This is a genomic window from Allobosea minatitlanensis (assembly GCF_964020775.1).
Genome location: NZ_OZ224509.1, coordinates 1,240,838 through 1,264,135, shown reverse-complemented (window position 1 = coordinate 1,264,135; position 23,298 = coordinate 1,240,838). Strand labels below are relative to the sequence as shown.

General features: G+C 67.7%; 28 protein-coding genes. 6 read left to right on the top strand and 22 right to left on the bottom strand.

Annotation, left to right across the window (positions count from 1 at the left end):
• Positions 1 to 54: 54 nt before the first annotated feature.
• On the bottom strand, positions 55 to 405 hold the full coding sequence (locus tag ACWH43_RS06075; RefSeq protein WP_260347596.1) for a hypothetical protein: 351 nt from the start codon (positions 403 to 405) through the stop codon (positions 55 to 57).
• A gap of 52 nt (positions 406 to 457) precedes the next feature.
• Positions 458 to 676, bottom strand: coding sequence for a hypothetical protein (locus ACWH43_RS06070; RefSeq protein WP_260347595.1), 219 nt, complete (start codon positions 674 to 676; stop codon positions 458 to 460).
• Positions 677 to 1,064: 388 nt separating this feature from the next.
• On the opposite strand from ACWH43_RS06070, the gene ACWH43_RS06065 reads away from it, so the two are divergent.
• Positions 1,065 to 2,093 carry an SDH family Clp fold serine proteinase gene (locus ACWH43_RS06065; RefSeq protein WP_260347594.1) on the top strand — a complete coding sequence of 343 codons (1,029 nt, stop codon included), beginning with the start codon at positions 1,065 to 1,067 and terminating at the stop codon, positions 2,091 to 2,093.
• Between the two features lie 39 nt (positions 2,094 to 2,132).
• Here ACWH43_RS06065 and ACWH43_RS06060 read toward each other — a convergent pair whose 3' ends face one another.
• The 16 genes from ACWH43_RS06060 to ACWH43_RS05985 all read right to left on the bottom strand — a co-directional run bounded on the left by ACWH43_RS06060 (position 2,133) and on the right by ACWH43_RS05985 (position 12,530).
• Positions 2,133 to 2,975: a DNA adenine methylase gene (locus ACWH43_RS06060; RefSeq protein WP_260347593.1), complete on the bottom strand. Its 843-nt coding sequence runs from the start codon at positions 2,973 to 2,975 to the stop codon at positions 2,133 to 2,135.
• A gap of 147 nt (positions 2,976 to 3,122) precedes the next feature.
• Positions 3,123 to 3,794, bottom strand: a complete 672-nt coding sequence (locus ACWH43_RS06055; protein WP_260347592.1) for a hypothetical protein — start codon at positions 3,792 to 3,794, stop codon at positions 3,123 to 3,125.
• The gene (locus ACWH43_RS06050) at positions 3,791 to 5,062 is read right to left on the bottom strand and encodes a helix-turn-helix domain-containing protein (RefSeq protein ID WP_260347591.1); all 1,272 of its coding nucleotides are present in this window, start codon (positions 5,060 to 5,062) and stop codon (positions 3,791 to 3,793) included. Before ACWH43_RS06050 ends, ACWH43_RS06055 begins: the two co-directional genes overlap by 4 nt.
• Positions 5,062 to 5,367 carry a hypothetical protein gene (locus ACWH43_RS06045; protein ID WP_260347590.1) on the bottom strand — a complete coding sequence of 102 codons (306 nt, stop codon included), beginning with the start codon at positions 5,365 to 5,367 and terminating at the stop codon, positions 5,062 to 5,064. The genes ACWH43_RS06050 and ACWH43_RS06045 overlap by 1 nt, the downstream gene beginning before the upstream one ends.
• Entirely contained in the window at positions 5,364 to 5,558 is a 195-nt protein-coding gene (locus ACWH43_RS06040) for a hypothetical protein (protein ID WP_311734758.1), read from the bottom strand. The genes ACWH43_RS06045 and ACWH43_RS06040 overlap by 4 nt, the downstream gene beginning before the upstream one ends.
• Before the next feature lie 4 nt (positions 5,559 to 5,562).
• Positions 5,563 to 5,946 carry a hypothetical protein gene (locus ACWH43_RS06035; protein WP_260347588.1) on the bottom strand — a complete coding sequence of 128 codons (384 nt, stop codon included), beginning with the start codon at positions 5,944 to 5,946 and terminating at the stop codon, positions 5,563 to 5,565.
• The gene (locus ACWH43_RS06030; RefSeq protein WP_260347587.1) at positions 5,946 to 6,428 is read right to left on the bottom strand and encodes a lysozyme; all 483 of its coding nucleotides are present in this window, start codon (positions 6,426 to 6,428) and stop codon (positions 5,946 to 5,948) included. The genes ACWH43_RS06035 and ACWH43_RS06030 overlap by 1 nt, the downstream gene beginning before the upstream one ends.
• On the bottom strand, positions 6,425 to 6,637 hold the full coding sequence (locus ACWH43_RS06025; RefSeq protein ID WP_260347586.1) for a DUF7940 domain-containing protein: 213 nt from the start codon (positions 6,635 to 6,637) through the stop codon (positions 6,425 to 6,427). The genes ACWH43_RS06030 and ACWH43_RS06025 overlap by 4 nt, the downstream gene beginning before the upstream one ends.
• 132 nt (positions 6,638 to 6,769) lie before the next feature.
• The gene (locus tag ACWH43_RS06020) at positions 6,770 to 7,222 is read right to left on the bottom strand and encodes a hypothetical protein (RefSeq protein WP_260347585.1); all 453 of its coding nucleotides are present in this window, start codon (positions 7,220 to 7,222) and stop codon (positions 6,770 to 6,772) included.
• Between the two features lie 64 nt (positions 7,223 to 7,286).
• Positions 7,287 to 7,772, bottom strand: coding sequence for a hypothetical protein (locus ACWH43_RS06015; protein WP_260347584.1), 486 nt, complete (start codon positions 7,770 to 7,772; stop codon positions 7,287 to 7,289).
• Positions 7,773 to 7,779: 7 nt separating this feature from the next.
• Complete coding sequence (locus tag ACWH43_RS06010) at positions 7,780 to 8,619, bottom strand: hypothetical protein (protein ID WP_260347583.1); 840 nt, start codon at positions 8,617 to 8,619, stop codon at positions 7,780 to 7,782.
• 3 nt (positions 8,620 to 8,622) lie between these two features.
• Positions 8,623 to 9,555 carry a hypothetical protein gene (locus tag ACWH43_RS06005; RefSeq protein WP_260347582.1) on the bottom strand — a complete coding sequence of 311 codons (933 nt, stop codon included), beginning with the start codon at positions 9,553 to 9,555 and terminating at the stop codon, positions 8,623 to 8,625.
• Between the two features lie 9 nt (positions 9,556 to 9,564).
• The gene (locus ACWH43_RS06000) at positions 9,565 to 10,254 is read right to left on the bottom strand and encodes a hypothetical protein (protein ID WP_260347581.1); all 690 of its coding nucleotides are present in this window, start codon (positions 10,252 to 10,254) and stop codon (positions 9,565 to 9,567) included.
• The gene (locus tag ACWH43_RS05995) at positions 10,251 to 11,354 is read right to left on the bottom strand and encodes a baseplate J/gp47 family protein (protein WP_260347580.1); all 1,104 of its coding nucleotides are present in this window, start codon (positions 11,352 to 11,354) and stop codon (positions 10,251 to 10,253) included. Before ACWH43_RS05995 ends, ACWH43_RS06000 begins: the two co-directional genes overlap by 4 nt.
• A 5-nt stretch (positions 11,355 to 11,359) precedes the next feature.
• The gene (locus ACWH43_RS05990; RefSeq protein WP_260347853.1) at positions 11,360 to 11,590 is read right to left on the bottom strand and encodes a phage GP46 family protein; all 231 of its coding nucleotides are present in this window, start codon (positions 11,588 to 11,590) and stop codon (positions 11,360 to 11,362) included.
• 559 nt (positions 11,591 to 12,149) lie between these two features.
• A complete protein-coding gene (locus ACWH43_RS05985) occupies positions 12,150 to 12,530 on the bottom strand; it encodes a methylglyoxal synthase (RefSeq protein ID WP_158446465.1) in 381 nt (126 codons plus the stop codon).
• A 476-nt stretch (positions 12,531 to 13,006) separates the two neighbouring features.
• On the opposite strand from ACWH43_RS05985, the gene ACWH43_RS05980 reads away from it, so the two are divergent.
• Complete coding sequence (locus tag ACWH43_RS05980) at positions 13,007 to 13,144, top strand: hypothetical protein (RefSeq protein ID WP_260347579.1); 138 nt, start codon at positions 13,007 to 13,009, stop codon at positions 13,142 to 13,144.
• A 117-nt stretch (positions 13,145 to 13,261) separates the two neighbouring features.
• On the opposite strand, the gene ACWH43_RS05975 is transcribed toward ACWH43_RS05980, so the two are convergent.
• The gene (locus ACWH43_RS05975; protein WP_260347578.1) at positions 13,262 to 13,885 is read right to left on the bottom strand and encodes a biotin transporter BioY; all 624 of its coding nucleotides are present in this window, start codon (positions 13,883 to 13,885) and stop codon (positions 13,262 to 13,264) included.
• Positions 13,886 to 14,078: 193 nt separating this feature from the next.
• Between ACWH43_RS05975 and ACWH43_RS05970 the strand changes: the two genes are divergently transcribed.
• The gene (locus tag ACWH43_RS05970) at positions 14,079 to 14,993 is read left to right on the top strand and encodes an MBL fold metallo-hydrolase (protein WP_158446464.1); all 915 of its coding nucleotides are present in this window, start codon (positions 14,079 to 14,081) and stop codon (positions 14,991 to 14,993) included.
• A gap of 226 nt (positions 14,994 to 15,219) precedes the next feature.
• Here ACWH43_RS05970 and ACWH43_RS05965 read toward each other — a convergent pair.
• A protein-coding gene (locus tag ACWH43_RS05965; RefSeq protein WP_158444027.1) for an IS5 family transposase occupies positions 15,220 to 15,980 on the bottom strand; the annotation gives its coding sequence in 2 pieces (ribosomal slippage) (positions 15,220 to 15,653 and positions 15,653 to 15,980; 762 coding nt in all).
• A 68-nt stretch (positions 15,981 to 16,048) separates the two neighbouring features.
• Positions 16,049 to 16,822 (bottom strand): DUF1499 domain-containing protein, encoded by a 774-nt coding sequence (locus ACWH43_RS05960; RefSeq protein WP_158446463.1) that lies wholly within the window; start codon positions 16,820 to 16,822, stop codon positions 16,049 to 16,051.
• Positions 16,823 to 17,110: 288 nt separating this feature from the next.
• Here ACWH43_RS05960 and ACWH43_RS05955 point away from each other — a divergent pair, with 288 nt between their 5' ends.
• Positions 17,111 to 19,147 (top strand): methyl-accepting chemotaxis protein, encoded by a 2,037-nt coding sequence (locus tag ACWH43_RS05955; protein ID WP_448153421.1) that lies wholly within the window; start codon positions 17,111 to 17,113, stop codon positions 19,145 to 19,147.
• Between the two features lie 118 nt (positions 19,148 to 19,265).
• Here the strand turns inward: ACWH43_RS05955 and ACWH43_RS05950 are convergent, their stop codons facing one another.
• Positions 19,266 to 20,891, bottom strand: coding sequence for a long-chain-fatty-acid--CoA ligase (locus ACWH43_RS05950; protein ID WP_158445513.1), 1,626 nt, complete (start codon positions 20,889 to 20,891; stop codon positions 19,266 to 19,268).
• Between the two features lie 253 nt (positions 20,892 to 21,144).
• Between ACWH43_RS05950 and ACWH43_RS05945 the strand changes: the two genes are divergently transcribed.
• Together ACWH43_RS05945 and ACWH43_RS05940 are read left to right on the top strand one after the other, a co-directional pair.
• Complete coding sequence (locus ACWH43_RS05945; protein WP_260349569.1) at positions 21,145 to 21,558, top strand: MarR family winged helix-turn-helix transcriptional regulator; 414 nt, start codon at positions 21,145 to 21,147, stop codon at positions 21,556 to 21,558.
• A 7-nt stretch (positions 21,559 to 21,565) separates the two neighbouring features.
• The gene (locus ACWH43_RS05940) at positions 21,566 to 23,029 is read left to right on the top strand and encodes an amidase (protein WP_260349567.1); all 1,464 of its coding nucleotides are present in this window, start codon (positions 21,566 to 21,568) and stop codon (positions 23,027 to 23,029) included.
• Positions 23,030 to 23,298 lie beyond the last annotated feature (269 nt).

The following is a 23,298-nucleotide window of genomic DNA, read 5'->3' as shown; positions in this document are numbered from 1 at the left end:
ATGAAGATGGCCCTCCGGGGCCTTTTTCTTTGACCGACAGAAATACCGACAGTTTCAGTCGCCGCCGACGCGCTTGCGCCGCTCGACCTCCGGCGGCGAGGCGGGCAGCTTCTCGCTCAGTCCGCCTTCGATCAGATGCAGGCCCGACATGCCAGGGGGCAGGTCAGGCGGATCAGGCCGGCGCAGGTCCATGCAATAGCCGCCGCACTTCATGCCGTACTTTTGTGGCCGACGGGTCGGATTCCAGGGCGCCCATTCGCAGCCCTTGATGAACTGTATGACGAGATGGCCGAGGGTGGCGTAGGCACCATATTTTTCGGCGAAGACGGCCAGGCGCACATCGCCGCCGCGCCGGCAGAAATGGCAGCGCATCCGCACCACCACCCACGGAAAGTCGCGCAGCATCGTCGCCTCGGTCGGAGGCTCCCAAGGTTCTGGCGATGACATGCGCCAGACTTCAGAACGGAATCTCGGGAAGGTCGTTCGGCCCCGGGCAGCGGCTGTAGCGCACGAGCATCCCGTTATCGAGGATCTCGACACTCTGGCCCGGAAGGAGCGGCAAGCGGATCAGGCGGCGATCGGCGCGGCGGCGCGCATGATGCCGGGAAATGAGCTGGCGGCGCCCATCGGGACGCTCGGTGACAACTTCGAAACGGAACCTTCTGGTAGGGGGCATGGCTGTTCTCCAACGCGAACGAAAAGAGAACAAACATCCCCGACAGAAGGAGTCAAGAACGCCGCAGGGGACCCCTGTTCGGAACCGTCGTGATGGTGCACAGTTCACCTTGCAGGCACCTGCATTGCCATCTGGCAGCGGTCGTGCCAAGGGCATGCACCGTTATTGACTTGTTAACCCCTGCTCCTCATACCAACTTGAAAGGGGATAGAGATGCCGAATCGTCAGACGCCCGTCACAGCGATGTTCGAAGAACTTATCCGCCTCGGGCACATAGCCCCAACTCAACAGATGGAAGAAATGTCGCTTCCGGGCGCTTTGCCTATCGTGCCTTCAATCGTTGGCTATGCTACGCCGGAAGCTCCGATTCGGGGCGAGGGCAGAAATAATGCCGAACTGGGACAGCATTCTGCGGGAAATCTCTACTATACAGGCTACGCAGAACGAATCGGCATTCGATAAAGTAAGAGCCAAGTACCTCAAGAAGCTCAACAAGCACACCGGCAGGAATGTCGTCGCTTATTATTCTGGCTTCTTAAGCAAACCTCGCACTGAAGGTGCCGAGGTCAACGACGAAGACAAGAATGGGTTCATGCTCTGCATCCATGAAATGGACAGAGACAAGGGGCTCGACTTAATCCTTCACACTCCGGGCGGGGATGGACAAGCGACAGTGTCGCTTGTCGAATACCTTCGCAACATGTTCGGACGCGACATTCGGGCCATCGTGCCTCAACTTGCCATGTCCGCCGGTACGATGATCGCCTGCTCTTGCAAAGAGATCATCATGGGCAAGCAATCAAGCCTTGGCCCCGTCGACCCTCAATTTGGCGTTGTAGCCGCAGCGAACTTGTTGGAAGAGGTAAAGCGAGCGAAGGCTGAAATCACGGCCAACCCCGCCGTGGCCCTCTTCTGGAACCCCATACTCTCGAAAATTACCCCGTCGTTCTTGGAGCGGTGCGAGCGGGCTGTAGATGATTCCAATGAGTTCATCACGGCAACCGTTGCTGAAAATATGTTGGCCGACGTCCCCGAGCCAGAAAAATCCGACAGGATTTCTCGCATCGGAACCCTTTTCGCCAACAACGAAGGCAGGGCTCATAACACCCACATTCAAATCCAAAAATGCCTGGAAGCTGGGCTGAATGTAAGTCGTCTCGAAGACGATCAAATGCTTCAGGATATCGTCCTAACCCTCCATCACTGCTACATGCACACGCTCGCCAACACGACCGCTTTCAAGATCATTGAAAATCATCTGGCGCGCAGGATGGTCAAATTCCAACAGATGCAGATGATGCCTGGACCCGTGGCCTTTGCCGGAGCGCCCGGGGCAATTCCGTTCATCCCTCCCCTGCCAGTACTTCCGCCGGCTCCTCCCCCGAACAATGCGGAGCCGGAACAATCCGCCGACTGAAACAAAAAAATCCCCGCCGGCGTGAACCGGCGGGGCGTGTCAGGCTCCGAACAGGCTGGCCTGCGGCAGCGGGCGTAGCGGCAGGTTCGGCGATGATATGATCAGCTCCTGAACAGCCTTGACGCCGTCACCGATCGTGTAAGTGAGGTCGACCGTCTCCATGACAAACGCCGCGAAGATCTCGCGAACGGGAGGAGCATCGTTCAGCGAGAGGACGAAGCTGCCGGCGATCCCGCCTAATATGCTGGCGAGGCGCTCGAATGACTCGGGAGCGAATAGCCCCCGCCCGTAATCATCTTCCGACCCCCAATAAGGCGGATCGAGATAGAAGAGCACGCCCTCCCCGTCGTAGCGCTCGATGAAGCGATCGAACGGCAGGTTCTCGATGATGACGCCGGAAAGCCGCTCATTGAGGTCGGCCAGCATAGGCTCCAGCTTCGACACGTCGAAGCGCCCCGGCATACCTGGCGATACACCGAAGTTCCGGCCGGCAACCTTCCCGCCATAGGCCGTGCGTTGCAGGTAGAGGAACCGGTTCGCCCGCTCCAGATCGGTCAGCGTCGAGGGGTCGACCGCAGTCAGGCGCTCGAATTCCCGGCGACCGGTGAGCTGGAACCGGAGCATGTCCATCAGCGGCACGTAATGCCGTTGCAAGATGCGGAACAGGTTCGCGACATCCCCGGAGAGGTCGTTCATGACCTCGACCTTGGGCACAAGGCGGCGCTTCAGGAAAACCCCGCCCATGCCGACGAAGGGCTCCGCATAGGTCACATGCTGGACGCGCTCGATCAGTTCGACCAGGCGACCAGCCAATTGCTTCTTGCCGCCGATATACGCCGCCGGCGAAGAGACGGGATCAACCCGCCTGTAGTCAAAGTCCATTGTGAAGGATCCACGATGCGGCTACCGATGGCCCGTGCTCGCGCGGCACGCGGCGGATAGCCTTTTCGTGAGACTGAGGCTTCGCGGGTCTGGCCCCAAACCATACCCCGCGGCGGAAGGGCGTTCGCGCGCCCCGAAGCTCCGCCGCTATTCGGCCCGAAGCGAGAGCGCCAGCGCGTCGACCTCGGAGCGGAAGGCGGCCAGGTCGCCGCGGTTGTGGATGATGCGATCCGGAACGAAATCGGGTCGCTCGCTCGAATGCCCGCCGCCGCTCGTCGAGCCGGCGCCCGGTCGCTCGATCCTGACGACAATGCCGCCTCGATCGCGGATCGCCTTGGCCTCATTGGCGAAGCGGACATCGTCGGCGACGATCAGGCGATCCCAGCCCTGCCCGGGCACGTGAAACCCGCCTGTGCGCTCGACCGCAGCCCGCCATGCCGTGATCCAGAAATCATCGGCGATAAGGTTGCGGCCCCATTCGGTGCCGAGCCACTGCATGGCCTGCCGAGGCGTCCGCCCGCAAAGCAGCGGCGTCGGCTCCTCCTTCAGGGCGCCGTCGAGCTGCTCGGCCGTGAGGCCGAGGGCCGCCATCATCGCCTTGAGCGGCGCGGCGAAGCGGACGCGGTTGAAGCGCCAGCGCGAGACGAGGCGCTTGGCTGCCTCCGACTTGCCGGACCCGACCGGGCCGCAAAAGCCGATCGTCCGGACGCGGAAGCCGGACATGCAGCCGCCGGTGCAGTTGTATTCGTGGTTCTCGTAACCACGGCTGCAATGCTGGCAGGAGCGGCCCTCAACGAGGCCGATGGGATGAATGGTCATGCGGCCTCCCTGTCGGCTTCGGCCCATCCGGCCGGAACCCGCACGCGCGGCTTTGGCGGCCGACCTGGTGGCTCAAGCTGGATCGGCGTGCGCTCGCGCAGCCACCAGCGCGAATGCAGCAGGAACAGCCATTGCTGCGGCGGCTCCGGATCGGCCCGCAGATCGTCGGCATATTCGCCGTAGCCGGGCACCGAACCGTTGGAGAGCACGGCCCCGGCATTGCCGGTGGTGTGATAGTGGCCGTGAAGGATCAGGTCCGGACGGCGACCGAAGCGCGCCTGCTGGGCCTCGACCTTCTTCGTGCCACGGACGATCGGCAGCATGGGGCCAGCGAAGCCCATCCCGCCCTTCGTGCCGATCTTGTCACCATGGGTGACGAAAGCCGTGCGGCCGAAGATCGGGACGATCTGATCCTTGCTGTCGCCGTGCTGGAAGGTCAGCCGCTCGTCGAAGCGGAAACGCTCCTGCAGCATGGCCGCGACCATCATGTCGTAGGACAGGCGGGCATAGAGCTTCGCCGTCGGCTTCGGCGTGGTCCGACCGTGATTGCCGGGCACCGAAACGACGTGGACCTTGCCATAGGTGCTCGCGAGCATCTTGACGCCCGCGGCGAGGGTCTCGACAACCGCCACGACCTGCTCGGGGCTGGTCAGGGCATTGGTCGCCGCCAGCTCGTCATGGATCGAGCCCGACACCATGTCGCCGCCGAGCACGAGCAACGCGCCCTCGCAATCGGTGTCGGAGGCCCAGCGCTGGCCGATCGTGCAGGACGCCTCGAAATAGCGCCGCAGCCGCGCTCGGCAGACATCCGGGTCGAAGCGATTCACGCCGAGGATTTCGTCCGGCTGGATCACCTCGCCCATGTGAATGTCGGTGACCAGGCAGCCGATGACCGAACGACCGCGCTCGCCCGGCGCCGGGGGCGCCAGCAGCCAATCCGGAATCTGCCAGGGCTGCCCGCGCAGGCCGGCCAGCTCGCCGGCGAGATGCTCGGATTTCGCCAGCGCCTGCTCGGCGGTCTTCGCCTTGCGGCGCCAGAACTCGGCTCCGAGTCGCTCCGCTCGGGCTTGCTCCGGGCTGGCGGGGGCCGGCTCGGGCGCCGGCGCCAGGCCGCGTGCCTTCAGGATCTTGGCCTCGCGCCGCGCCGTGCGCGGGTCGCAGCCCATCTGTCGCGCAGCATGTGTCGGGTTCATGCCAGAGCCCAGCAGCTCGCGCAGACGGTTCCGCTCTTCTTCCGTCAGGTGGACGGACTTCGGTCGACGATCCATCAGTTTGCCCCCGATCGGCTGTCAATGATCCGGTCGAGGCGCTCCGCCAGGCGGTTGATGGCGCCGACGATCTCGCCCTTGAACAGCATCAGGGCCTCGCCCGTCACGAAGCGCTGGGCCGCCTCGATCTCGAAGGTGGAAAGCTCCCGCCCCAGAGCCTCGCAGCGCTCTTCGAGGCGCGCGATGCGCTTGTCGTGCTGGGACGCCTGAAAGCGAACGACGCCCCAGCTCGTGGCGATGGTCGACAGGATGGTCGCGAGCGAGATGATGATCGCGACCGGCAGGGTGATCTCGCTACCGATCATTGAGCAGCCTCCAAGGCATTGACGGCGGAGGCGCGGCGCTGCTCGCAGATGCGCAGATTGGCGCGGTCGCGGCCCCAATGGGTGCCAACCTCACGAGCCGATAGGCTACGGTCCGGCAGGTTGACAGGATCGGCGCAGGGCTGCCGCGCCTCCGCCGGCAGCGCCGGCTTGAGGAACTCGACGCGAACCACCGGCTTATTGTCCGTCGTTGAGCAGGCGGACGCGATCGCGGTCGAGGCCGCAAGCATCAGCATTCGGCAAAGCCGCATTGAGGGCTTCCTTTTTCGCAAGGCTGTCGGAGAGGCGGGAGATTTCGGCCGAGGCCGCACGCGAAGCGGCGTCGGCCTTCAGGGCCTGCGCCTCGCGGGCGGAAGCAGCCTTGGCGTTGGCGGCGTCGATCTGGGCTTTCCAGTCGGCATCGCGGAGCGCGATCGCGGCCTTGACGGCCTTGTCCTGCAGGCGCTCGATCACGGCGAAGCCGCGCCAGAAGCCGAGGGCGGCGAGAAGCAGCACCAGAGCGAAGGCGCCGGCGATGAGGAGCGGCTTGGCCGCCTTCGAGGCAAACCAGGTCGCGAGCATCACAAGCCCTCCAGGCACATTGCGCGCTCGTGCTCGCGACGGCGCGTCAGGCCGCGCATCACCATGCCGGCAGCCTTGTTCCACTTCAGGAAGGCGTCGCAGCTCGCTCGCGTGTGGCCGGCGTTCTGCAAGCGGGCGACGCTCGACTTGCAATAGGCGCCAGGGCCGATGTTGTAGGCGAGGGAGAGATGGGCGACGTAACGCGGCCCAGGCGCCTCCAGCAGCGAAGGCACACAGCGCTCGATCGCGTTCCCGAACTCGTCAGCCCGCGCGATCAGCATCGCCTTGCACTGATCGAGCGTGAAGCTCATCCCCGGGCGGATCGGCGAGCCGTCCGAAAGCCGAGTCTCGCCGACGCAGGCGGTCCATGGATAGCCCTTCGTCGCCGGATCAGGATAGGCGTAGAGCTTGAGCCCCTCGACGCTGACGAATGTCGTCATGACCAGGGCCGCGATGGCGCCGCTTTTCTTCACGCGGCTCATTGCTGGTCACCCGAGACGTCTTCCTGCTTGACGATGCGCAGGCCGCTCGCCGTGAGCGAGACGGCAGCGACGAGCAGGCTGGCGGAAAGGCGACCATCGACCGCATAGCTGATGGCGGAATCCGCTGCAGAGGCGAGCGCCAGCAGCAGGTTGAGACGGACCGACCAGGCGTGCCGCAGCACCGCCCGCCAGTTGAGAACGAGACGCATGGGAGCCTCAGGTGCAGCGGCGGTTGATGTCGTGCTGCACGAGCGCGCAGCGGATGAGGGCTGCTTCGCCGGCGCAGCCGGAGAGCAGCGCGGCCAGCAGGGCCGTGGCGATGAGGCGCGCCATGGCGGACTTCAGAGCGCCAGGATCAGGCCGCCCCAGAGCGCACCCGTCGCACACTCGGCCAGCCAGATCGGGTTGTCGGGGCGCCAGCGCCAGGCAAGCTCATAGGCAGCGAGCGACAGGCCGGCGAAGAGGACGCCCAGCAAGGCGCCGCACCAGCCGAAGACCAGCAGAAGCGGGACGGCGAGCAGCATCCGCGCGAAGAAGCGCAGATGATCGCCGCTGGCACCCGGCAGGCGGCCAAGATCGTAGATTGTGCCCCAGGCGGGAACGCCCCAGACCAGATAGGCCAGGGCGATGGCGGCAGCGGCGAGCGGCGGCTGCGAAAGCAAGGCGATGAGCCCGATCACCAGCGCGACATACCAGAGCGCGCGGCCGGGCAGCCAGGACGGCATCCAGCGATCGTCACCGCGCGCGCGGTTGAGCCCGGCGCAGAGCGCCAGGATGAATACGGCTGCGAACATGGAAAGGCTCCAGACAGCAAAAAGCCCGCGCGAGCGGGCTGGAAGGCGGCGCTCGAAGCCCTGGCTATTGGGGCCAGGCTATCGTCGGAAGCTCGGCGAGGAAGTCGGTGACGGTGGGCTGCGTGCGCTCACCCGCCTCAACCTTCGCCAGCTCGGCATAGGCATAGGTCCAGACCGCATCGCGCCAGGCGACGAAGTTCTGCGCCTCGGCCGCCCAGGTGGCATTGGTGCTGACGGTATAGGAAGCGCAGGAGAGGCCGTTCTCGTAGTTGCGCTCCTGCGCGGTCCTGTCCACCTTGAGCTGCACCCCGGCACGGTAGGCTTCAAGCGTCGGCTCGGCCGGTTCCGGATCGGGCTGAACGCCGGCCGGCTCGACCACCCACCGTTCGGCATCCCAGTCCCAGCGGGCCTGCGAGCCCTCTCCGAAGCTCGGCGGCTCGACGGTCACGCAGCCTGCCGGCAGCAGCCAGACACCCTCTTCGAGAGGGCTGGGATCGGCCTCGTTGAACCCGATGAAAACGCCGTCCGGCCTCGTCTGATAGACGCGCATGTCGACCTCAATACTTGATGCAGATCAGCGGAGAGAGGTTGCGCGGGCGGGTTTCGGTCCCGCCCGTGCTCTGGATGGAAATTCCGGCAAATCCGGCCAAGACCATGCCCGACAACGCCCCCCCGGCACTCCCGCTACCGGGAGCAGGAGGGGACGCACCACCCGTTCCCAGCGATTGATAGTGGTTATGCGCGTGGCCGGGGTCAGTCACGCCATGCGTGTGCGACTGGATCGCCTGCGACTGCGAGGCCCAGAGCGAACGGCCACTATCGACGCCGCGCCCATCATCCCAACCCCGGATGAACTCGCCGCGATAGTTGGGCAGCACGATATGCGTACCCGTCGTCGACCGCGATCCGGTCGGATTCGCGGGGTTTGTGCAGCGATAACCCCATTCGGCAACAGGATTGGCCGCGTCGCCGCAATAGATCGCCGTATCGAGATCGGCGTAGGTCGTGCGGCTGACGGCTGCGCCGTTAGCCTTGAGCGTGCCGGACCGCGCCGACACGCCGTGAACGATGACAAGGTCGCCCGGTCGGACGAGATAGTCGAGCAGGCCAAGGGCAACCGCTGCGGAATTCGCGTCCGGGGACTTGAAAAGCGAGATTCCGACAGAAGTGCCGCCAAGGTTGGTCAGAGCAGCGTCGGCATCACCGATATCGCCGAGGTTTGCGCTGATCGCCAGCCTGGCGCTGAGCGCCGAGGCTAGAACATCTATGCCGAGGGCTTCGACAAGGTCGTAAACGATCAGCTTGACGGTCTGCCCGGCGCGCATGGCCGGGAACTCATGATCAAGTACCGCCACCGCTGCCGGCAGCGCGTCGATACGAACGCGTTCATCGGCCATCGATCACGCCTCCACGTCATAGCTGTACGGGAAGGCATAATTCCCGCCGGCATCGAGAGAGGATGTGAAATTCTGGACCTGTGCCGAATAGCGCGTGACATTCTGGGCCATCAGGCCCATCTCCTGCCCATCCCTGAAATCGGGCGTCACGTTGTTGTTGAAGCCGACCAACCGGAGCCGGGGGCGCCGCGCAAAGTTGAACGTGTAGGTATCGGTCTGAGCCGCACCGTAGCCCGCGCCAAGAAACACCGAGGCCGCGCGAGCGGCCACGGCCGACAGCCGGTTCTTGTTCGCCAGGGCGGTCACCGTCACCGAATTCGCCGCGTTGGTCACCACTTTCGCCAACAGGACATCGTCGAACGTGCTGTCGAAATTCGCCGCCGTCTCGGCCAGCGCCATGGGGTTGTAGACGGCGTTGGTGACATCGATCAGGCGGAAGCCGTTGGTGCGGTCGAACCGCAGATGATAGGTCTTGCTCGCCGACGTTCCGAAAGTCCTGGCCGGCGCGGCATAGCTGTCGGTCAGGATCTTGAGCACGCCGCGCAGGACGATCTGCTGGCCAGGATCGACAACGACCTGTCCCGTCGAAGCCGTGAACGAGAGCGCGCCGACCCCGGGCACATCGGGATAGATCGGCATCGTCGTCAGCGTCTCGGCCAGGAGCAAGGTGCCGTCCGCGACGGACTCGATCGCCTTCAACAGCATGTCGTCATAGAGCGGATCGCTCGGCGTCAGCTCGGCGACGCCGCGACCGCGGATCGCACGCCGCAGCTGCGCCATCATGGCATTGAGCCAGGCCGCCGGCACGACGGTTCCGTCCTCGGCCGAAGGCGACGAACAGTCGAGGAACCAGGTGTCCCCCGGGCCGATGAGGCGCGCATCGGACGGACGCACCGTCGCCGCGCGCAGTGAGGCGGGTCCGAGCAAGTCGGTCATGAAACTCTCCTAGGCAATGAAGATTTCGTCATGCTCGGTGACGAGGAACTCGCCCGCCTCGGTGACGATCGGCCGCGGCGGCTCGTAAATCCGGACTTCAAGGGCCAGATGCGCGTGCAGGACGCGATCGAGCAGGCAGGTCAGCCGCGAGAAATCGGGACCGCAAGACAAGGGCACGCCGGCCAGGATCGCCCCGGCCTGCGGCTGCGTCTGGAGCGTCCCGGTCCATGCCGGCGATGCATCGAGATCGACCTCGACGATCAGCCTTCCAGCCGTGGCCGACCCAGGCATGAAACAACCGGCGGACCCCGCACCGGGCAAGCTCGCACAGACATCCTCGATACAGCGGATCGACCAGCCGGCAGCGGCAGCCAGTTCGGCAATATCCTCACAGCGCGCGCCGCCCTGCGCCCTGATTTTCGCACAGGGGTCACCGAACGGGTCGCACTCGTCCGGAAGTCCGTATTCGGCCAGCCAAAGGTCGCGCGTCTCGACATGGCTATCGCAGAAGAACTCCGGGTGCAGCGCGCAGAGCCTGCCCGTCAGGAAGGCGAAGATTTCGCCGACAGAACGCCAGAAGCCGAACAGGACCGTTCCGGGCCGCGGACCCACTTCATGGGTCGACCAGGCGCGCCCGCGCGGCAGGAGCGCCAGGGCCTGCCCCGTCATCTCCTCGGGCGATGGACAGATCAGCGTCATGTGAAGGTCACCGAGCCGAGAACCGGAACCGATCCGATGGGGACGGCGATGTCGCTCGCCGGGTCGACGACGACATGGCTCTGCTCACCCGCCGCATTCGCGGCGGATTGCCAGATCCATGACCGCGAGAAGACCTGCGCCGTCGCAAGATAGGGCATCGAGGGGCTCGGAGCGTCCGCGCCGGTGACGCGGCCCAGGCGCCGGAAGGTCGAGGCCAGCTCCTGTCTCACCGCCTCTTCGACGGCCACGCCGCCGGGCGACAATCCAGCGATCTCGACATCGATCACCCGCGCGGCAGGAGCCGCCACGGTCAGCGCCGCGCCGGCCGGCCGTTGGCTGTCGAGATACTCTGCCACTTCCACGATGCGGGCCGGCGGAGCAATCCCGCCGTCGTAATCGTCATCGAAGAGCGGAAACACCCGCACCGTGCCGGGGCCGTTGAAGAGCCGCTCGACGAAGACGCGCGTCACGCCCGGGATTTCCGAGGCCCAGATCACATAATCGGCAGCGCTCCCGCCCTGAGGCGGGTTTCGCTTGCGGAACAGGATGCGCTGGCGGAACGCCTCGTCGCCCTCCGCATCGGCACCCGAGGCGACACCCTCTGCGCCGACCGCGATGGTGACGGGGCCGCTGAAGCCGGACAGCGCCAGAAGAACCGTACCGGGCCGGGCGATCCCGGATTTGCCCGCCTCTTCCGCGATAACCGGAAGCGACAGCGTGCCGGCGCCAGCCAGAACACCACCGCTGGCCGCCCGATAGGTGAAGCCGTCGGAGCGTGACAGGACCGCACCGGCATCGACCACCAGCGCAGCCGTCGAGACGACAGCGACCGAGCCGGCAGCCGCAGCGGCAGGCCGCCGCGACATGCCGAGTTCAGCCCCATGCAGATCGAGGCTGTCACCATCGGCCGTCAGCGCGAATTTCTGGCGCGCAATCCAGTCGGCATAGCCGAAGACCTCATGCGTCAGGCCGGCCAGAACCTTCGCCGTCGGGCCGACATTGTTCGGCCAGAGCCAGGCGTCGGAGCCGGGCAGATTCGCACGGAAGGCCAGGCGCGTCCGTTCGACCAGGTCGCGCAGGGTCGGGATCGAGAAAGCCATGGACCTCAACCGATTTGCTGCCAGACGGCGGCGAAGCGCTCGTCGAAGATGCGGGCGCCGTCGCGCCCATAGAGGCGCACGGTGATTTCGAGGCGCGATTGCAGCTCGTTTCCCACGGTCTCGACTTCGAGCCGGGTGGCCGCACGCTGCTGAAGGAGAGGCGCGAGAGCCTCCTGCGCAAAGGTCGGAGCCCAGCGCGAGACGATCTCGGAAGTCAGCGGCGCCCGCTCCAGCAGCCACAGCAGCGACCGGTGATTGGACTCGCATCCTCACCCGCTGTCCGATTCGAGAAACGCAGGCTCTGGATGCCATAGCCCGTGCGGTCGGGCTGCAAAATCGCTTTCAGTACGAGTCTGCTGTCCTTCAAATGTTGAGGGATGATCCCGCCGCGCTTCAAATTGCGCGGGCAATGTTCGGCAGTCTCGCGGCAGAGCTTCAGGCGGCTTAGCAGGCTTTGCACCGGCTTACGGGGTGCTTACGATTCGGGGGACGATAATGCGCCGCCTCATCCATCAAAATCACGGTCTTGCGCCTCGGTACAAAAACGAGGTACAAGAAGTAAAGGCTTGAGGTCGAAAAATCGAGCAAAATCAATCATGCTCAGAAGGCGGCGGGAAGTTCAAATCCTGCCACTCCGACCAAAATTTCCCGAGATATTTCAGTTCGTTGGAAAAGCGGCCCCACGGGGCCTTTTTCTTTGCCTGGCAGGCATGCCGGCCGTTCTGGCCCGTCGTTTCGGCCGTCGCGCGGGCGCGGCGGCCTTCCGCCAGGAGAGGCGGCGGGCAGGCGATCGCCTCAGCGCCCGAACAGCCCGGAGCGTGCCAGCTCGGTCGCCGTCCGCGGGCTGAACGCGGCCGGGATATCGTAGACCAGCACCAGCCGCAGCAGCGCCTTCACATCGACGTCGTGGGGCTGCGCCTCGAGCGGATCGGGGAAGAACAGCAGCACGTCGAGCTCGCCCTGCGCGATCATCGCGCCGATCTGCTGGTCGCCGCCGAGCGGGCCGCTCTTCACCAGCTTGATCGGCAGATCCGGCAGGGCGCGCTGCAGCACCGAGCCCGTCGTCGCCGTCGCCACCACCTTGTGTCGGGCGATGAGGGAAAGATGCGCCTGCGCCCAGGCGGCCAGATCCGGCTTCTTGCGGTCATGGGCGACCATGCCGATGGTCAATGTCATGATGTCGAACTCTCCTTCGCGACCGGACCGTGACGCGGCTCGCTGGCGCCGCGGCATCGGCCATCGCCGGAGCGTTTCCGGGATGGCGGCGCCCCGCAGCCTCTCCGCGCAGCCGTCACCGCTCCGTTAAATGGCATGGCTATTGCGACGTCTTCCAGACAAGGAGACACAGCATGATGCGCCATTGGCCCGGCGATGCGAAGGCCGCGATCGCCCTGTTCGCGGTATCGGCCGCCGGCATCCTCGGCTGGCTCGCAAGCGGCCTCTGACCGGCGCCTCGCCCCGCTTCGAGGCCCTGCTCGCGAAACCCTGCTCCATTTTCCGGGGCGATGCACTAGATCATCGCGCGTCCTTTCGGACGCGGTAACGATGATCTATCTTATTGTTAGTGCATCGGATTTTCCGAAAAGTGGATTCCACTTTTCGGTCCGATGCTCTAGGATCGCGCCCTGCATGAATCGGAGCGGTCGACCCCCATGAAGCGCATCACCCTTCTCGCCGTCCTCCTCGGGCTCGGCCTCGGCCTGTCGGGCTGCGACAAATGCGGCAATTTCGGCCCGCTCTTCGGCCTGTCGGACACGAAGAGCTGCGGCGGCAGCGAACCGGCCAAATGAAGGCGCCCCGGGCCATCGCGCCGCGCGATCGTGAGTCGGGCGACATCGCGACCGGCTCGATAAAAAGGCCGGGGCAGCCGCCCCGGCCTTGTCCGTTTCTTCGGAGAGGAAGCGCGCTCAGCCGCGCCGGCCGATCAGCGACCAGCCCGCCCCGGCAAGGCAGGCCGCGAGCGCCGTCTTGAGCGCCTCGCCGAGCAGGAAGGGCTGCACGCCATAGGCGAAGGCCTTGGCGAAGCCGACGCCGGTGGCCCCGCCCGCCATCTGCGCGCCGAAGGCGAGCCAGAGGCAGCCCAGCGTCATCAGCGCGAGATCCGCCAGCAGCAGGCCGCCGGCGATCCGCAGAAGGGAGGCGCCGCGCGCCGCGGCCCAGCCGGCGATCGCGGCCGCGGCCACGAAGCCGAGCAGGAAGCCGCCCGTCGGCCCGGCGAGATAGAGCGGTCCGGCCGCGACCGGCGGCGTATTGGTGAAGACCGGCAGGCCGGCGAGCCCGTAGGCGATGTAGAGCGCCATGGTCGCGGCGCCGAGCCGTGCGCCATAGGCCGCGCCGAGGGCGAGCACCGCGAGCGTCTGCAGCGTCATCGGCACCGGCCAGAACGGCACCTTGATCTTCGCCGCCGCGACCATCAGCAGGCTGCCGGCGACGGCCAGGGCGAGATTGCGCAGGAGGGCGGAGCGGGGCTTCGCCGCCGGGAAGATTTCGCCGGCGAGGGTCGAGGCCTGCAAAGGGAGCATGTCGGCCATGGATATCGTCCTGTTTTGCGGCGGGCCGCGCCATGCGGCCGCATTTCGTCCGTAGAAGCCGCCGAGCGACCGCTTCCCCGTCTATAGAAAATGCGGCAAAGCGCCACAAGCGGGCGGGCCGTGCGGAAACTGGCGGGCCGGCCGGGGGAGTCCGGGGGCTGACGCCGCCGCCGCGCCGGTGCAGGATCGGACCATGGACGACGATATCGCATTCGACCGAAGCCAGACCACGCCGGCGGGCGAGGTCGCCGAGCTCTCCCCGCTGGTGCGCCGCATCATCGCCGGCAATGGCGGGCCGATGACCTTCACCGGCACCTGCAGCTATATCGTGGGCCGCGGCACGGTCGCGATCATCGACCCGGGCCCGGACGATCCCGGCCATGTCGCGCGCCTGCTCGCCGCGGTCGCCGGCGAGACGGTGAGCCATATCGTCGTCACCCACACCCATCGCGACCACTCGCCCGCCGTGCCGGCCCTGCGGGCCGCGACCGGCGCCTCCGTCGTCGGCTGCGGGCCGCACCGCCCCTCGCGCGAGCTCGGCCCCGGCGAAGGCCGGGTGCTGGACGCCGCCGCCGACAGCGACTTCGCGCCGGACTGGCAGATGCGGGAGGGCGACGCCGTGTCTGGGCCGGGCTGGAGCCTGACCGCGGTCGAGACGCCCGGCCACACCGCCAACCACCTCGCCTACGCGCTGGCGGAGGAGGAAACCCTGTTCTCCGGCGATCACGTCATGGCCTGGTCGACCTCGATCGTCGCCCCGCCGGACGGCTCGATGGCGGCCTATATGGCCTCGATCGAGAAGCTGCGCGGCCTCGAGCACAGGCTCTACCGGCCCGGCCATGGCGGCCCGGTCGCCGATCCGCAACGCTTCCTGCGCGGGCTCGTCCAGCACCGCCGGCAGCGCGAGGCCGCGGTGCTCAACCGCCTCGGCGCCGGCGACGAGACGATCGCGGCCATGGTCCCCGCGATCTATCAGGGCCTCGCTCCGGCGCTGCACGGCGCCGCCGCGCTCTCGGTCCTCGCCCAGCTCGAGGATCTGGTGGATCGCGGCCTGGTCGCCGCCAGCGACGCGATTCCGGCCCTGTCGAGCCGCTACCGCCGCGCCTGACGGGCCGCCCGGCCGGAGCGCCGGCCCGAAGAGCGGCGCGCGTTTCGGAGCGATGCAAAGCGAGGGGTTGAAGTATCGGGCTGGCTACGGGCTTCAGGCCGGTATCCTAGATCATCGCGCGTCCTTCCGGACGCGGTAACGGTGATCTATCTCATTGCTGGCGCATCGGATTTTTCCGAAAAGTGGATTCCACTTTTCGGTCCGATGCCCTAGGTTTCGTGGACAGTTATTTGAGCCATAGGACGGTTGCGGCGAGGGTGACGACGGCGAGGTAGTGTCTGGCAGTTTTCTCGAACCGGGTGGCGACGCGGCGGAACTGTTTGAGTTTAGAGAAACAGCACTCGATCAGGTGGCGTTGGGCGTAGAGGTGCTTGTCGATCGGGTACCTGCGGGCACGCGACGGGTTGTTGGGGATCACGGCCACGGCTCCCTTGCGGGCGATGGCCTGACGCAGGCGGTCGCTGTCATAGGCGGCATCGGCCATGATGACTGCGGCAGGCAAGCCTTCGATCAGGGCATCGGCCTGTGGGGCATCTCCCTTCTGGCCGGCCGTGAGTGCGAAGCGGACCGGACAGCCGAGACCGCGCACGGCCATGTGGATTTTGGTGCTCAGGCCGCCACGGGAGCGGCCAAGAGCCTGATCTTCAGCCCCTTTTTTGCGCCCGAGGCGTGTTGATGGGCGCGGATGATGGTGGAGTCGACGATCAGGTATTCGAAGTCCGGATCGTCCGACATCGCCGCGAAGATGCGCCACCAGACGCCCTTATGGCTCCAGCGGCTGAAGCGGCGGAAGACGCTGTTCCAGTCACCGAACGCCTCGGGTAGATCGCGCCAAGGCGAGCCGGTTCGCACGATCCACAACACCGCCTCGACGAACATGCGATTGTCGCGGCCAGACGAGCCGCGCGTCCGCTCGTCGCCGATGATGTGGACCGACATCCGCTCCCACTGATCGTCCCGAAGAATCAGACGGTCCAGAACGCCCATGGCTGCCTCCAAAAGACAGCCTTGAATCACGCCTCATCAGTCTTGGGAATCCCAAGAGTCCACACTTCCTAGCGCTCCTGCAGCAGGTCGATCTCCTCGGCGAAGGCGGCGATCCGCCGGGCATTGGCGCCGAGATCGTGGCTGCCGAGGCGCGAGGCTGAACGGATGTCGATGCGGCTGCCGTCGACGCGCGGCTTCACCCGGATGGTGATGTCCTCCGAGAAGCGCAGGAGGCGCCCCCGCGCCACCGCGTCGATCCGCCCCGCCCCGCTGCGTCCGCCGGGGCGCGCCACATCCACCACCTGCCAGCCGAGGGCCGTCACGGCCTTGCGCGCCAGCGCGAAGGCGGCCTCGGCCGGCTCCTCGAGGACGATCGGCGCGATCTTGGGATAGGCCTGCCGCTGCAGGCGCCGCCGCGCCGGCGCGACATCGGGCGGAATCCGCCCGGCCCGCGCCGTCAGCGCCGCCATCGAGCGGCTGAAGGCCGGCGGATCGTCGATATCGGTCGAGATGTCGGCGAGCGCCGGCCGCGTCGCCAGCAGGAAGCCGACATAGCCGGCCGGAGCCAGCAGGACCAGGCAGAGCAGCAGCGCCCCCGCCGCCATGCCGACGCCGCGATGCCCCTCCCGCCAGATGCGGACGAAGGCGACCAGCGCGAGACCGAGCGCGAGCAGCACGAAGACATAGGCGCCGGCGACGGGCGCCAGCCCCTCGATGCTGGGCTCGCGCAGCCTGACCAGGAGCAGCGAGAGCAGCAGCACCACGAGCGCGAACCAGGCCAGCCGGCGGCTCCAGACGGCGGCGCGCGAGACCGGATCCTCGAAGACCAGACGGCGATGCATGGCGCTAGGGTGCCGCAAGCGGCGCGGAAAGCAAGGCCGGTTCGGCCGCCGCACCCGCCGGCCATCCGCCCCGCGCGCCGTGATGACGCAAGGGCATCATGGCGTGATCTCTGTTCCTTTCCGGAATTTAGACATTCTTATCGAAGATCGCGGACGATCGCGACCATCCATGCCGCGCTCGAGGCCTCATCGACAGAAGAACAACATCGAAACCGCCTCGGGCTCTTTGCTTCCGACGAAACGACGAACGGCTTTGCCTCGCGGGAAACCTTGAGGAATGGGGGAATCATGAAGGGCTTTCTCTCGCGTCTTCCGATCGCGACGCGTCTGGCGCTCGCCGCCGTGCTGATCGTCGGCTTCGCCGTGGCCGCCTCGGTGCTGGTGTCGCTGCGCGCCGCCGACAGCGCGATGCGCGAGCGCGCGCAGGCCAATCTGACGGTGAACATGAACCTGCTGCACGACCTGCTCTACGCGCAGGGCGAGCCGCGCCTCGACGGCGACAGGCTGTTCTTCGGCCAGCAGGCCGTCAACGGCGACTTCGCCGTCGTCGACAAGGTCAAGCGCCTCTCCGGCGGCACCGCGACGGTGTTCATGGGCGACACCCGGGTCGCCACCAACGTCCAGAAGCCCGACGGCTCGCGCGCCGTCGGGACGAAGCTGGCGCAGGGCCCGGCCCATGACGCCGTCTTCAAGCGGAAGCAGACTTATTCGGGCGAGGCCGACATCCTCGGCGTGCCCTATTTCACGATCTACGAGCCGATCGTCCAGAAATCGGACGGCAAGGTCGTCGGCATCCTCTATGTCGGCATCCGCCAGGACGAGTTCCTGAACGTCATCGGCCAGATGATCGACCGCAACATCATGGCCGGCGTCGTGATCGGGATCGTCGCGGCGCTGCTGCTCTTCGTGCTGGTGCGCCGGATGATGCGGCCGCTCGGCGGCCTCGGCGCCGCGCTGCGGCGCATCACGGAAGGGGACCTCGAAAGCCCGGTTCCCGCCTTCGGCAGCGGCAGCGAGTTCGGCGCGATGGCCGAGGCCATCGACGTGCTGCGCCAGGCCTCCCGCGACAAGGCCCGGCTGGAGGCGGATGCCAGCGCCAGGGCCGGCCTGATCGACGAGACCCGGCGCCAGACCGAGGAGCAGCGCCAGGCCGCGGCGCGGCGCCAGCAGGAGCAGGCGGAGGAGCTGGAGCGGATCGTGCGGGAGCTTGCCGCCGGGCTCGCCGCTCTGAGCCAAGGCGACCTGACCCATCGCATCCTGGCGCAGATGCCCGAGGCCTATGAGAAGCTGCGCCACGACTTCAACGAGACGGTTGACCGTCTCTCTTCGACGATGGCGACGATCCAGGCGACGTCGTCGGATGTCGGGGTGGCGGCGCGGGAGATCAACACCGGGGCGGACGACCTGTCGAAGCGGACAGAGGAGCAGGCCTCCTCGCTGGAGGAGACGGCGGCGACCACCGAGGAGCTGGCGGCGTCCGTCAAGGCCTCGGCCCAGGCCTCGAAGGAGGCCGCCCGGATCGCCACCCAGGCGATGGAGGCGGCGCAGAGCGGGGGCGCCATCGCCGGCCAGGCCGTCGAGGCCATGGCCCGTATCGAGGCCGCCTCGCAGAAGATCTCCGACATCATCCGGGTCATCGACGACATCGCCTTCCAGACCAACCTGCTCGCCCTCAACGCCGCGGTCGAGGCGGCGCGCGCCGGCGAGGCCGGCAAGGGCTTCGCCGTCGTCGCCTCCGAGGTGCGCACGCTCGCCCAGCGCTCGGGCGAGGCGGCCAAGGACATCTCCGGGCTGATCTCCTCCTCCAATGCCGAGGTCGGGGCCGGGGTCCGGCTGGTGCGCCAGGCCGGCGACCAGCTCGCGCATATCCTGGAGGCCTCGCAGAAGGTCGCCGCCACCATCGCCGACATCTCGGCGGCCTCGGGCGAGCAGGCCAACGGCATCGACGAGATGAGCCAGGCGGTGGCGCATCTCGACGAGATGACCCAGCAGAACGCGGCGCTGGCCGAGCAGAGCGCGGCCTCGGCGCATGCGCTGTCGGGCCGCATCGGCCAGCTCAACGCGCTCGTCGCCGCCTTCCGCACCGGCCGCGAGGCGCCGGCGGCGCAGCCTCCGCAGCCGCTCCCGGCGGCGCGCCCGGCCCGGACGGCGCGCGGCGCGAGCCAGGCCGCTCCGGCCCCCGCGCCGGCCGAGGCCGCGGACGGCTCCGAGCCCGAGCGGCTGCGCCAGCTCGCCGAGGCGGCCTTCGTCCAGTCCAGGGCCGCCCCCGCCCCGCGCAAGGTCGCCAACGGGCGCGCCATCGACACCGGATGGGAGGAGTTCTGAGGCGAAAGGCGCCCCGGCACCTCTCCCCCCGCCACACTCCCTAACGGCGCCGAAAGGCGCCGTTCCCGGCTTCAGCCCGCGAAACGCGCCGTCCGTTCCGAACGGCCTGCCCAAAACCTCAGCCCGGCAGGCGATAATCCTTGAACATCTCGCGCAGGGCCGTCTTCTGGATCTTCCCCGTCGCGGTATGCGGGATCGCCTCGACCAGCACGACGTCGTCCGGCAGCCACCATTTCGCGATCTTGCCGGTCATGAAGGCGAGCAGCTCGTCCTTGCCGGGCGCGCGGCCCTCCTTCGGCACGATCACCAGCAGCGGCCGCTCGTCCCATTTCGGATGGGCGACGCCGATCACCGCCGCCTCCGCCACGTCGGGATGGCCGATGGCGAGGTTCTCCAGGTCGATCGAGGAGATCCACTCGCCGCCGGACTTGATCACGTCCTTCGAGCGGTCGGTGACCTGCATGTAGCCGGCCGGGTCGATGGTCGCGACGTCGCCGGTGTCGAAGAAGCCCCGATCGTCCAGGATGTTCTCGTCGCGCCGGTAATAGGCGCCGGCGACCGCGGGGCCGCGCACCTTGAGCCGGCCGAAGGTCCTGCCGTCCCAGGGCAGGTCGCGGCCCTCGTCGTCGGTGAGCCGGAACTCCACCGTAAAGGGCGGGTGCCCCTGCTTGACCTTGAGGTCGTAGAGCGCGTCGCCCGAGAGCCGCTCATAGACCGGCTTCATCGAGCAGAAGGAGCCGAGCGGGCTCATCTCGGTCATGCCCCAGGCATGGGCGACGGTGACGCCGTATTTGCGCTCGAAGGTCTCGGTCATGGCGCGCGGGCAGGCCGAGCCGCCAATGACGACGCGCTGCAGCGTCGAGAGCCGGCCCCCGGTCGCCTCCAGATGCTGCAGCAGGCCGAGCCAGACCGTCGGCACCGCCGCGGTCATGGTCACGCCCTCGCCCTCCAGCAGGTCGTGCAGCGAGGCGCCGTCGAGCCTGGCGCCCGGCATCACCAGCTTGGCCCCGGTCATCGGCGTCGAATAGGCCAGCGACCAGCTATTGGCATGGAACAGCGGCACCACCGGCATCACCGTATCGCGCGAGGACAGGTTCATGTAGTCGGGCGCCGCCAGGGCGAGCGCATGCAGCACGTTGGAGCGGTGCGAGTAGAGCACGCCCTTCGGCCCGCCGGTCGTGCCCGAGGTGTAGCACAGCCCCGCCGCGGTGTTCTCGTCGAGGGCGGCCCAGGCGAAGTCGTCATCGGCCTCGGCCAGCCATTCCTCATAGGCGACGGCGCGTCTGAGGCTGGTCTGCGGCATATGCGCGGCATCGGTCAGCACGACATAGCGCGCGACGCCGGGCAGCTTCTCCTGCAGCGCCTCGATCATCGGCACGAAGGTCAGGTCGAGGAAGACCAGCCGGTCCTCGGCGTGATTGGCGATCCAGGCGATCTGGTCCGGGAAGAGCCGCGGATTGATCGTATGGGTGATCGCCCCGATGCCGCTGATGCCGTACCAGAGCTCGAGATGGCGGTCGCTGTTCCAGGCCAGGGTGGCGACGCGGTCGCCCTGCCGGATTCCCTCCCGCTCGAGGCGCTTGGCGACGCCGAGCGCGCGGCTGCGGATCTCGCGATAGCTGCGCCGCCTGAGCGTCCCGTCCTCGACCGCGCGGGTGACGACCTCGCGCGTGCCGTGCTGGATGGCGGCGTGGTCGATGATGCGATGAAGCAGCAGGGGCCAGTCCTGCATCAGGCCGAGCATGGTCGTTTCTCCCGGGCGTCACCTGTTTTGCGCAGGATAGCGACCGCCTCCCCGGAAAGGGAAGTCAGCCCTTCGGCCCGCGCCTGGCGGGCGGCGCGCCCTTCCGCTCACGCTACGACGCATGACGATCTCGCCTGCCCGGCCGAGATGGTTTAGGTCTGATCCGTCATTCGCCCCGGGGGGACGCCCTTTGCCAGCACCGAAGCCCGCGCCGCAGGCCGCATCCGAGGCCGACCGCGTCTGGTTCCGCGTGATGCGGCTGCATCAGCGCATGCTGACGCAGATCACCCTGCGCATCCGCACGATCGGGCTCTCGATCCCGCAATTCGACCTGCTCTCGACGCTGACCGAGCAGGAAGGCATCAGCCAGAGCGAACTGGCCGAGCGGCTCTACGTCACCAAGGGCAACGTCTCCGGCCTGGTCGACCGGCTGGTGCAGGCCGGGCTGGTCGAGCGCCGCGCCATCGCCGGCGACCGGCGCTCCTATGCCATGCATCTGACCCCGGAAGGCCGCCGCCTCGCCGAGGCCGGCATCGCCATCCAGCGCGATTTCGTCGCGAAGACGCTGGGCCAGCTCGCGCCCGCGGACCTGTCCGAGCTCGACCGGCTGATCGTGCTCTGGCGCGATCTCGCCCGCGCCGTCGATGCCGAACCGGACGCCAATTGAGGTTGCCATGCCTGCCGCTATCGACCTGACCGCCTCGGCCACCGCATTGCGCGCGGCGCTGCTGGCCCGCCGCTTCAGCGCCGCCGCTCTGCTGGAGGCGAGCCTCGCCCGCATCGACGCGCTCAATCCCCGCCTCAACGCCGTCGTCGCGCAGGATCGCGACGCGGCCCGCGCCATGGCGAAGGCCGCCGACGAGCGCATCGCCAACGGCACCGCACGCCCGCTCGAAGGCCTGCCGATCACCATCAAGGACGCCTTCGACGTCGCCGGCCTGCCCTCCTCCGGCGGCCTGCCGGCCTATCGCGAGCGCGTTCCCGCAGAGGACGCCGCGGCCGTCGCGCGGCTGCGCGCCGCCGGCGCCGTCATCCTCGGCAAGACCAACGTCCCGGTCTTCTCCGGCGATTTCCAGAGCTACAACCCCGCCCATGGCGTGACCAGCAATCCCTGGGACGAGGCCCGCTCGCCCGGCGGCTCCTCCGGCGGCGCGGCGGTCGCCGTCGCGACCGGGATGAGCGCCTTCGAGCTCGGCTCCGACCTCGGCTCCTCGATCCGCTGGCCGTCCCATGCCTGCGGCGTCTTCGGGCTGAAGACGAGCTGGGGCCTGGTCTCGACCTGGGGCGCGATCCCGCCGCCGCCCGAGCGCCGCACGGCGCGCAATGTCGACCTGATGGTCGCCGGCCCGATCGCCCGCGCGGCCGAGGATCTCGAGCTGATCCTGCCGGTGATCGCCGGCCCGCGCGATGCGGTGCGCCCCTCCCCGGCCTTGCCCGAGCCGCGCCGCAAAAATGCCGAGGGATTGCGCGTCGCGCTCTGGGCCGACGACCCCTTCGCCCCGGTCGATCGCGAGGTCGCGGAGGCGGTGCGCGAGGCGGCCCGGCGCCTGGCCGGCGCCGGCGCCGTCGTCGAGGACGGCGCCCGGCCCTCGGTCGGCTTCGCCGAGGCCTTCGAGGTCTATGCGCTCTTGAACCACGCCGTCGTCGCCTACGGCCTGCCGCCGAAGATCCGCGCCCGCATCCAGGCGCAGGCGGCCCGCTTCAGCCCGAACGACCTTTCGCATCAGGCCCTGCAGGCCCGCGGCGCCCGGATGACGCCGGGCTTCTACCACCAGCTCGCCCAGCGCCGGCTCGCCCAGAAGCGGCAATGGGCCCGCTTCTTCACGCGCTACGACGTGGTGCTCTGCCCGCCCGCCCCGGTCGCCGCGATCCCGCACGACCACGGCCCGGACATCCATGCCCGCCGGCTGATCGTGAACGGCGAGGAGCGGCCCTATCTCGACTTCCTGCTCTGGGCCGCGCCCGCGACCGGCGCCGACCTGCCGGCGCTGTGCGCGCCGGTGACCCGCTCCGCCGCGGGCCTGCCGCTCGGCGTCCAGATCATCGCGCCCTTCGGCGAGGACCGCACCGCCATCGCCGTCGGCGCCATGCTGGAGGAGCTGGGCGGGCGGTTCACCCCGCCGCCGCTCGTCCGGTGATCCGGAGACCTGGCCGGCGATGAAGCTGCCGGGCGACCCTCGCGCCGGCCCTTCTGAAGCGCCTTTCGACCTGTCCGGGCCGTCATTGCGGGGAGCGTGGCGCCAAAGCCATCCGATGACGGCTCGGGCGGGTCCCGGGCCATGCCATCGACCGTTGCGTCCGCCCGGCGCGAAGCCTTTCCGTTCCGCGCGTCCTGCGGCAGAGTCTACCGTCCCCTGCGCCAAATTCGCTCAACATTTGTGGCCATATCGGCGTATGCTGGCAAGAA

Coding starts and splice junctions, on each gene's coding strand:
- ACWH43_RS06075 (WP_260347596.1), bottom strand. CDS start 405: ATGCTGCGCGACTTTCCGTGGGTGGTGGTGCGGATGCGCTGCCATTTC.
- ACWH43_RS06070 (WP_260347595.1), bottom strand. CDS start 676: ATGCCCCCTACCAGAAGGTTCCGTTTCGAAGTTGTCACCGAGCGTCCC.
- ACWH43_RS06065 (WP_260347594.1), top strand. CDS start 1,065: ATGCCGAACTGGGACAGCATTCTGCGGGAAATCTCTACTATACAGGCT.
- ACWH43_RS06060 (WP_260347593.1), bottom strand. CDS start 2,975: ATGGACTTTGACTACAGGCGGGTTGATCCCGTCTCTTCGCCGGCGGCG.
- ACWH43_RS06055 (WP_260347592.1), bottom strand. CDS start 3,794: ATGACCATTCATCCCATCGGCCTCGTTGAGGGCCGCTCCTGCCAGCAT.
- ACWH43_RS06050 (WP_260347591.1), bottom strand. CDS start 5,062: ATGGATCGTCGACCGAAGTCCGTCCACCTGACGGAAGAAGAGCGGAAC.
- ACWH43_RS06045 (WP_260347590.1), bottom strand. CDS start 5,367: ATGATCGGTAGCGAGATCACCCTGCCGGTCGCGATCATCATCTCGCTC.
- ACWH43_RS06035 (WP_260347588.1), bottom strand. CDS start 5,946: ATGCTCGCGACCTGGTTTGCCTCGAAGGCGGCCAAGCCGCTCCTCATC.
- ACWH43_RS06030 (WP_260347587.1), bottom strand. CDS start 6,428: ATGAGCCGCGTGAAGAAAAGCGGCGCCATCGCGGCCCTGGTCATGACG.
- ACWH43_RS06025 (WP_260347586.1), bottom strand. CDS start 6,637: ATGCGTCTCGTTCTCAACTGGCGGGCGGTGCTGCGGCACGCCTGGTCG.
- ACWH43_RS06020 (WP_260347585.1), bottom strand. CDS start 7,222: ATGTTCGCAGCCGTATTCATCCTGGCGCTCTGCGCCGGGCTCAACCGC.
- ACWH43_RS06015 (WP_260347584.1), bottom strand. CDS start 7,772: ATGCGCGTCTATCAGACGAGGCCGGACGGCGTTTTCATCGGGTTCAAC.
- ACWH43_RS06010 (WP_260347583.1), bottom strand. CDS start 8,619: ATGGCCGATGAACGCGTTCGTATCGACGCGCTGCCGGCAGCGGTGGCG.
- ACWH43_RS06005 (WP_260347582.1), bottom strand. CDS start 9,555: ATGACCGACTTGCTCGGACCCGCCTCACTGCGCGCGGCGACGGTGCGT.
- ACWH43_RS06000 (WP_260347581.1), bottom strand. CDS start 10,254: ATGACGCTGATCTGTCCATCGCCCGAGGAGATGACGGGGCAGGCCCTG.
- ACWH43_RS05995 (WP_260347580.1), bottom strand. CDS start 11,354: ATGGCTTTCTCGATCCCGACCCTGCGCGACCTGGTCGAACGGACGCGC.
- ACWH43_RS05985 (WP_158446465.1), bottom strand. CDS start 12,530: ATGACATTGACCATCGGCATGGTCGCCCATGACCGCAAGAAGCCGGAT.
- ACWH43_RS05980 (WP_260347579.1), top strand. CDS start 13,007: ATGAAGCGCATCACCCTTCTCGCCGTCCTCCTCGGGCTCGGCCTCGGC.
- ACWH43_RS05975 (WP_260347578.1), bottom strand. CDS start 13,885: ATGGCCGACATGCTCCCTTTGCAGGCCTCGACCCTCGCCGGCGAAATC.
- ACWH43_RS05970 (WP_158446464.1), top strand. CDS start 14,079: ATGGACGACGATATCGCATTCGACCGAAGCCAGACCACGCCGGCGGGC.
- ACWH43_RS05960 (WP_158446463.1), bottom strand. CDS start 16,822: ATGCATCGCCGTCTGGTCTTCGAGGATCCGGTCTCGCGCGCCGCCGTC.
- ACWH43_RS05955 (WP_448153421.1), top strand. CDS start 17,111: ATGAAGGGCTTTCTCTCGCGTCTTCCGATCGCGACGCGTCTGGCGCTC.
- ACWH43_RS05950 (WP_158445513.1), bottom strand. CDS start 20,891: ATGCTCGGCCTGATGCAGGACTGGCCCCTGCTGCTTCATCGCATCATC.
- ACWH43_RS05945 (WP_260349569.1), top strand. CDS start 21,145: ATGCGGCTGCATCAGCGCATGCTGACGCAGATCACCCTGCGCATCCGC.
- ACWH43_RS05940 (WP_260349567.1), top strand. CDS start 21,566: ATGCCTGCCGCTATCGACCTGACCGCCTCGGCCACCGCATTGCGCGCG.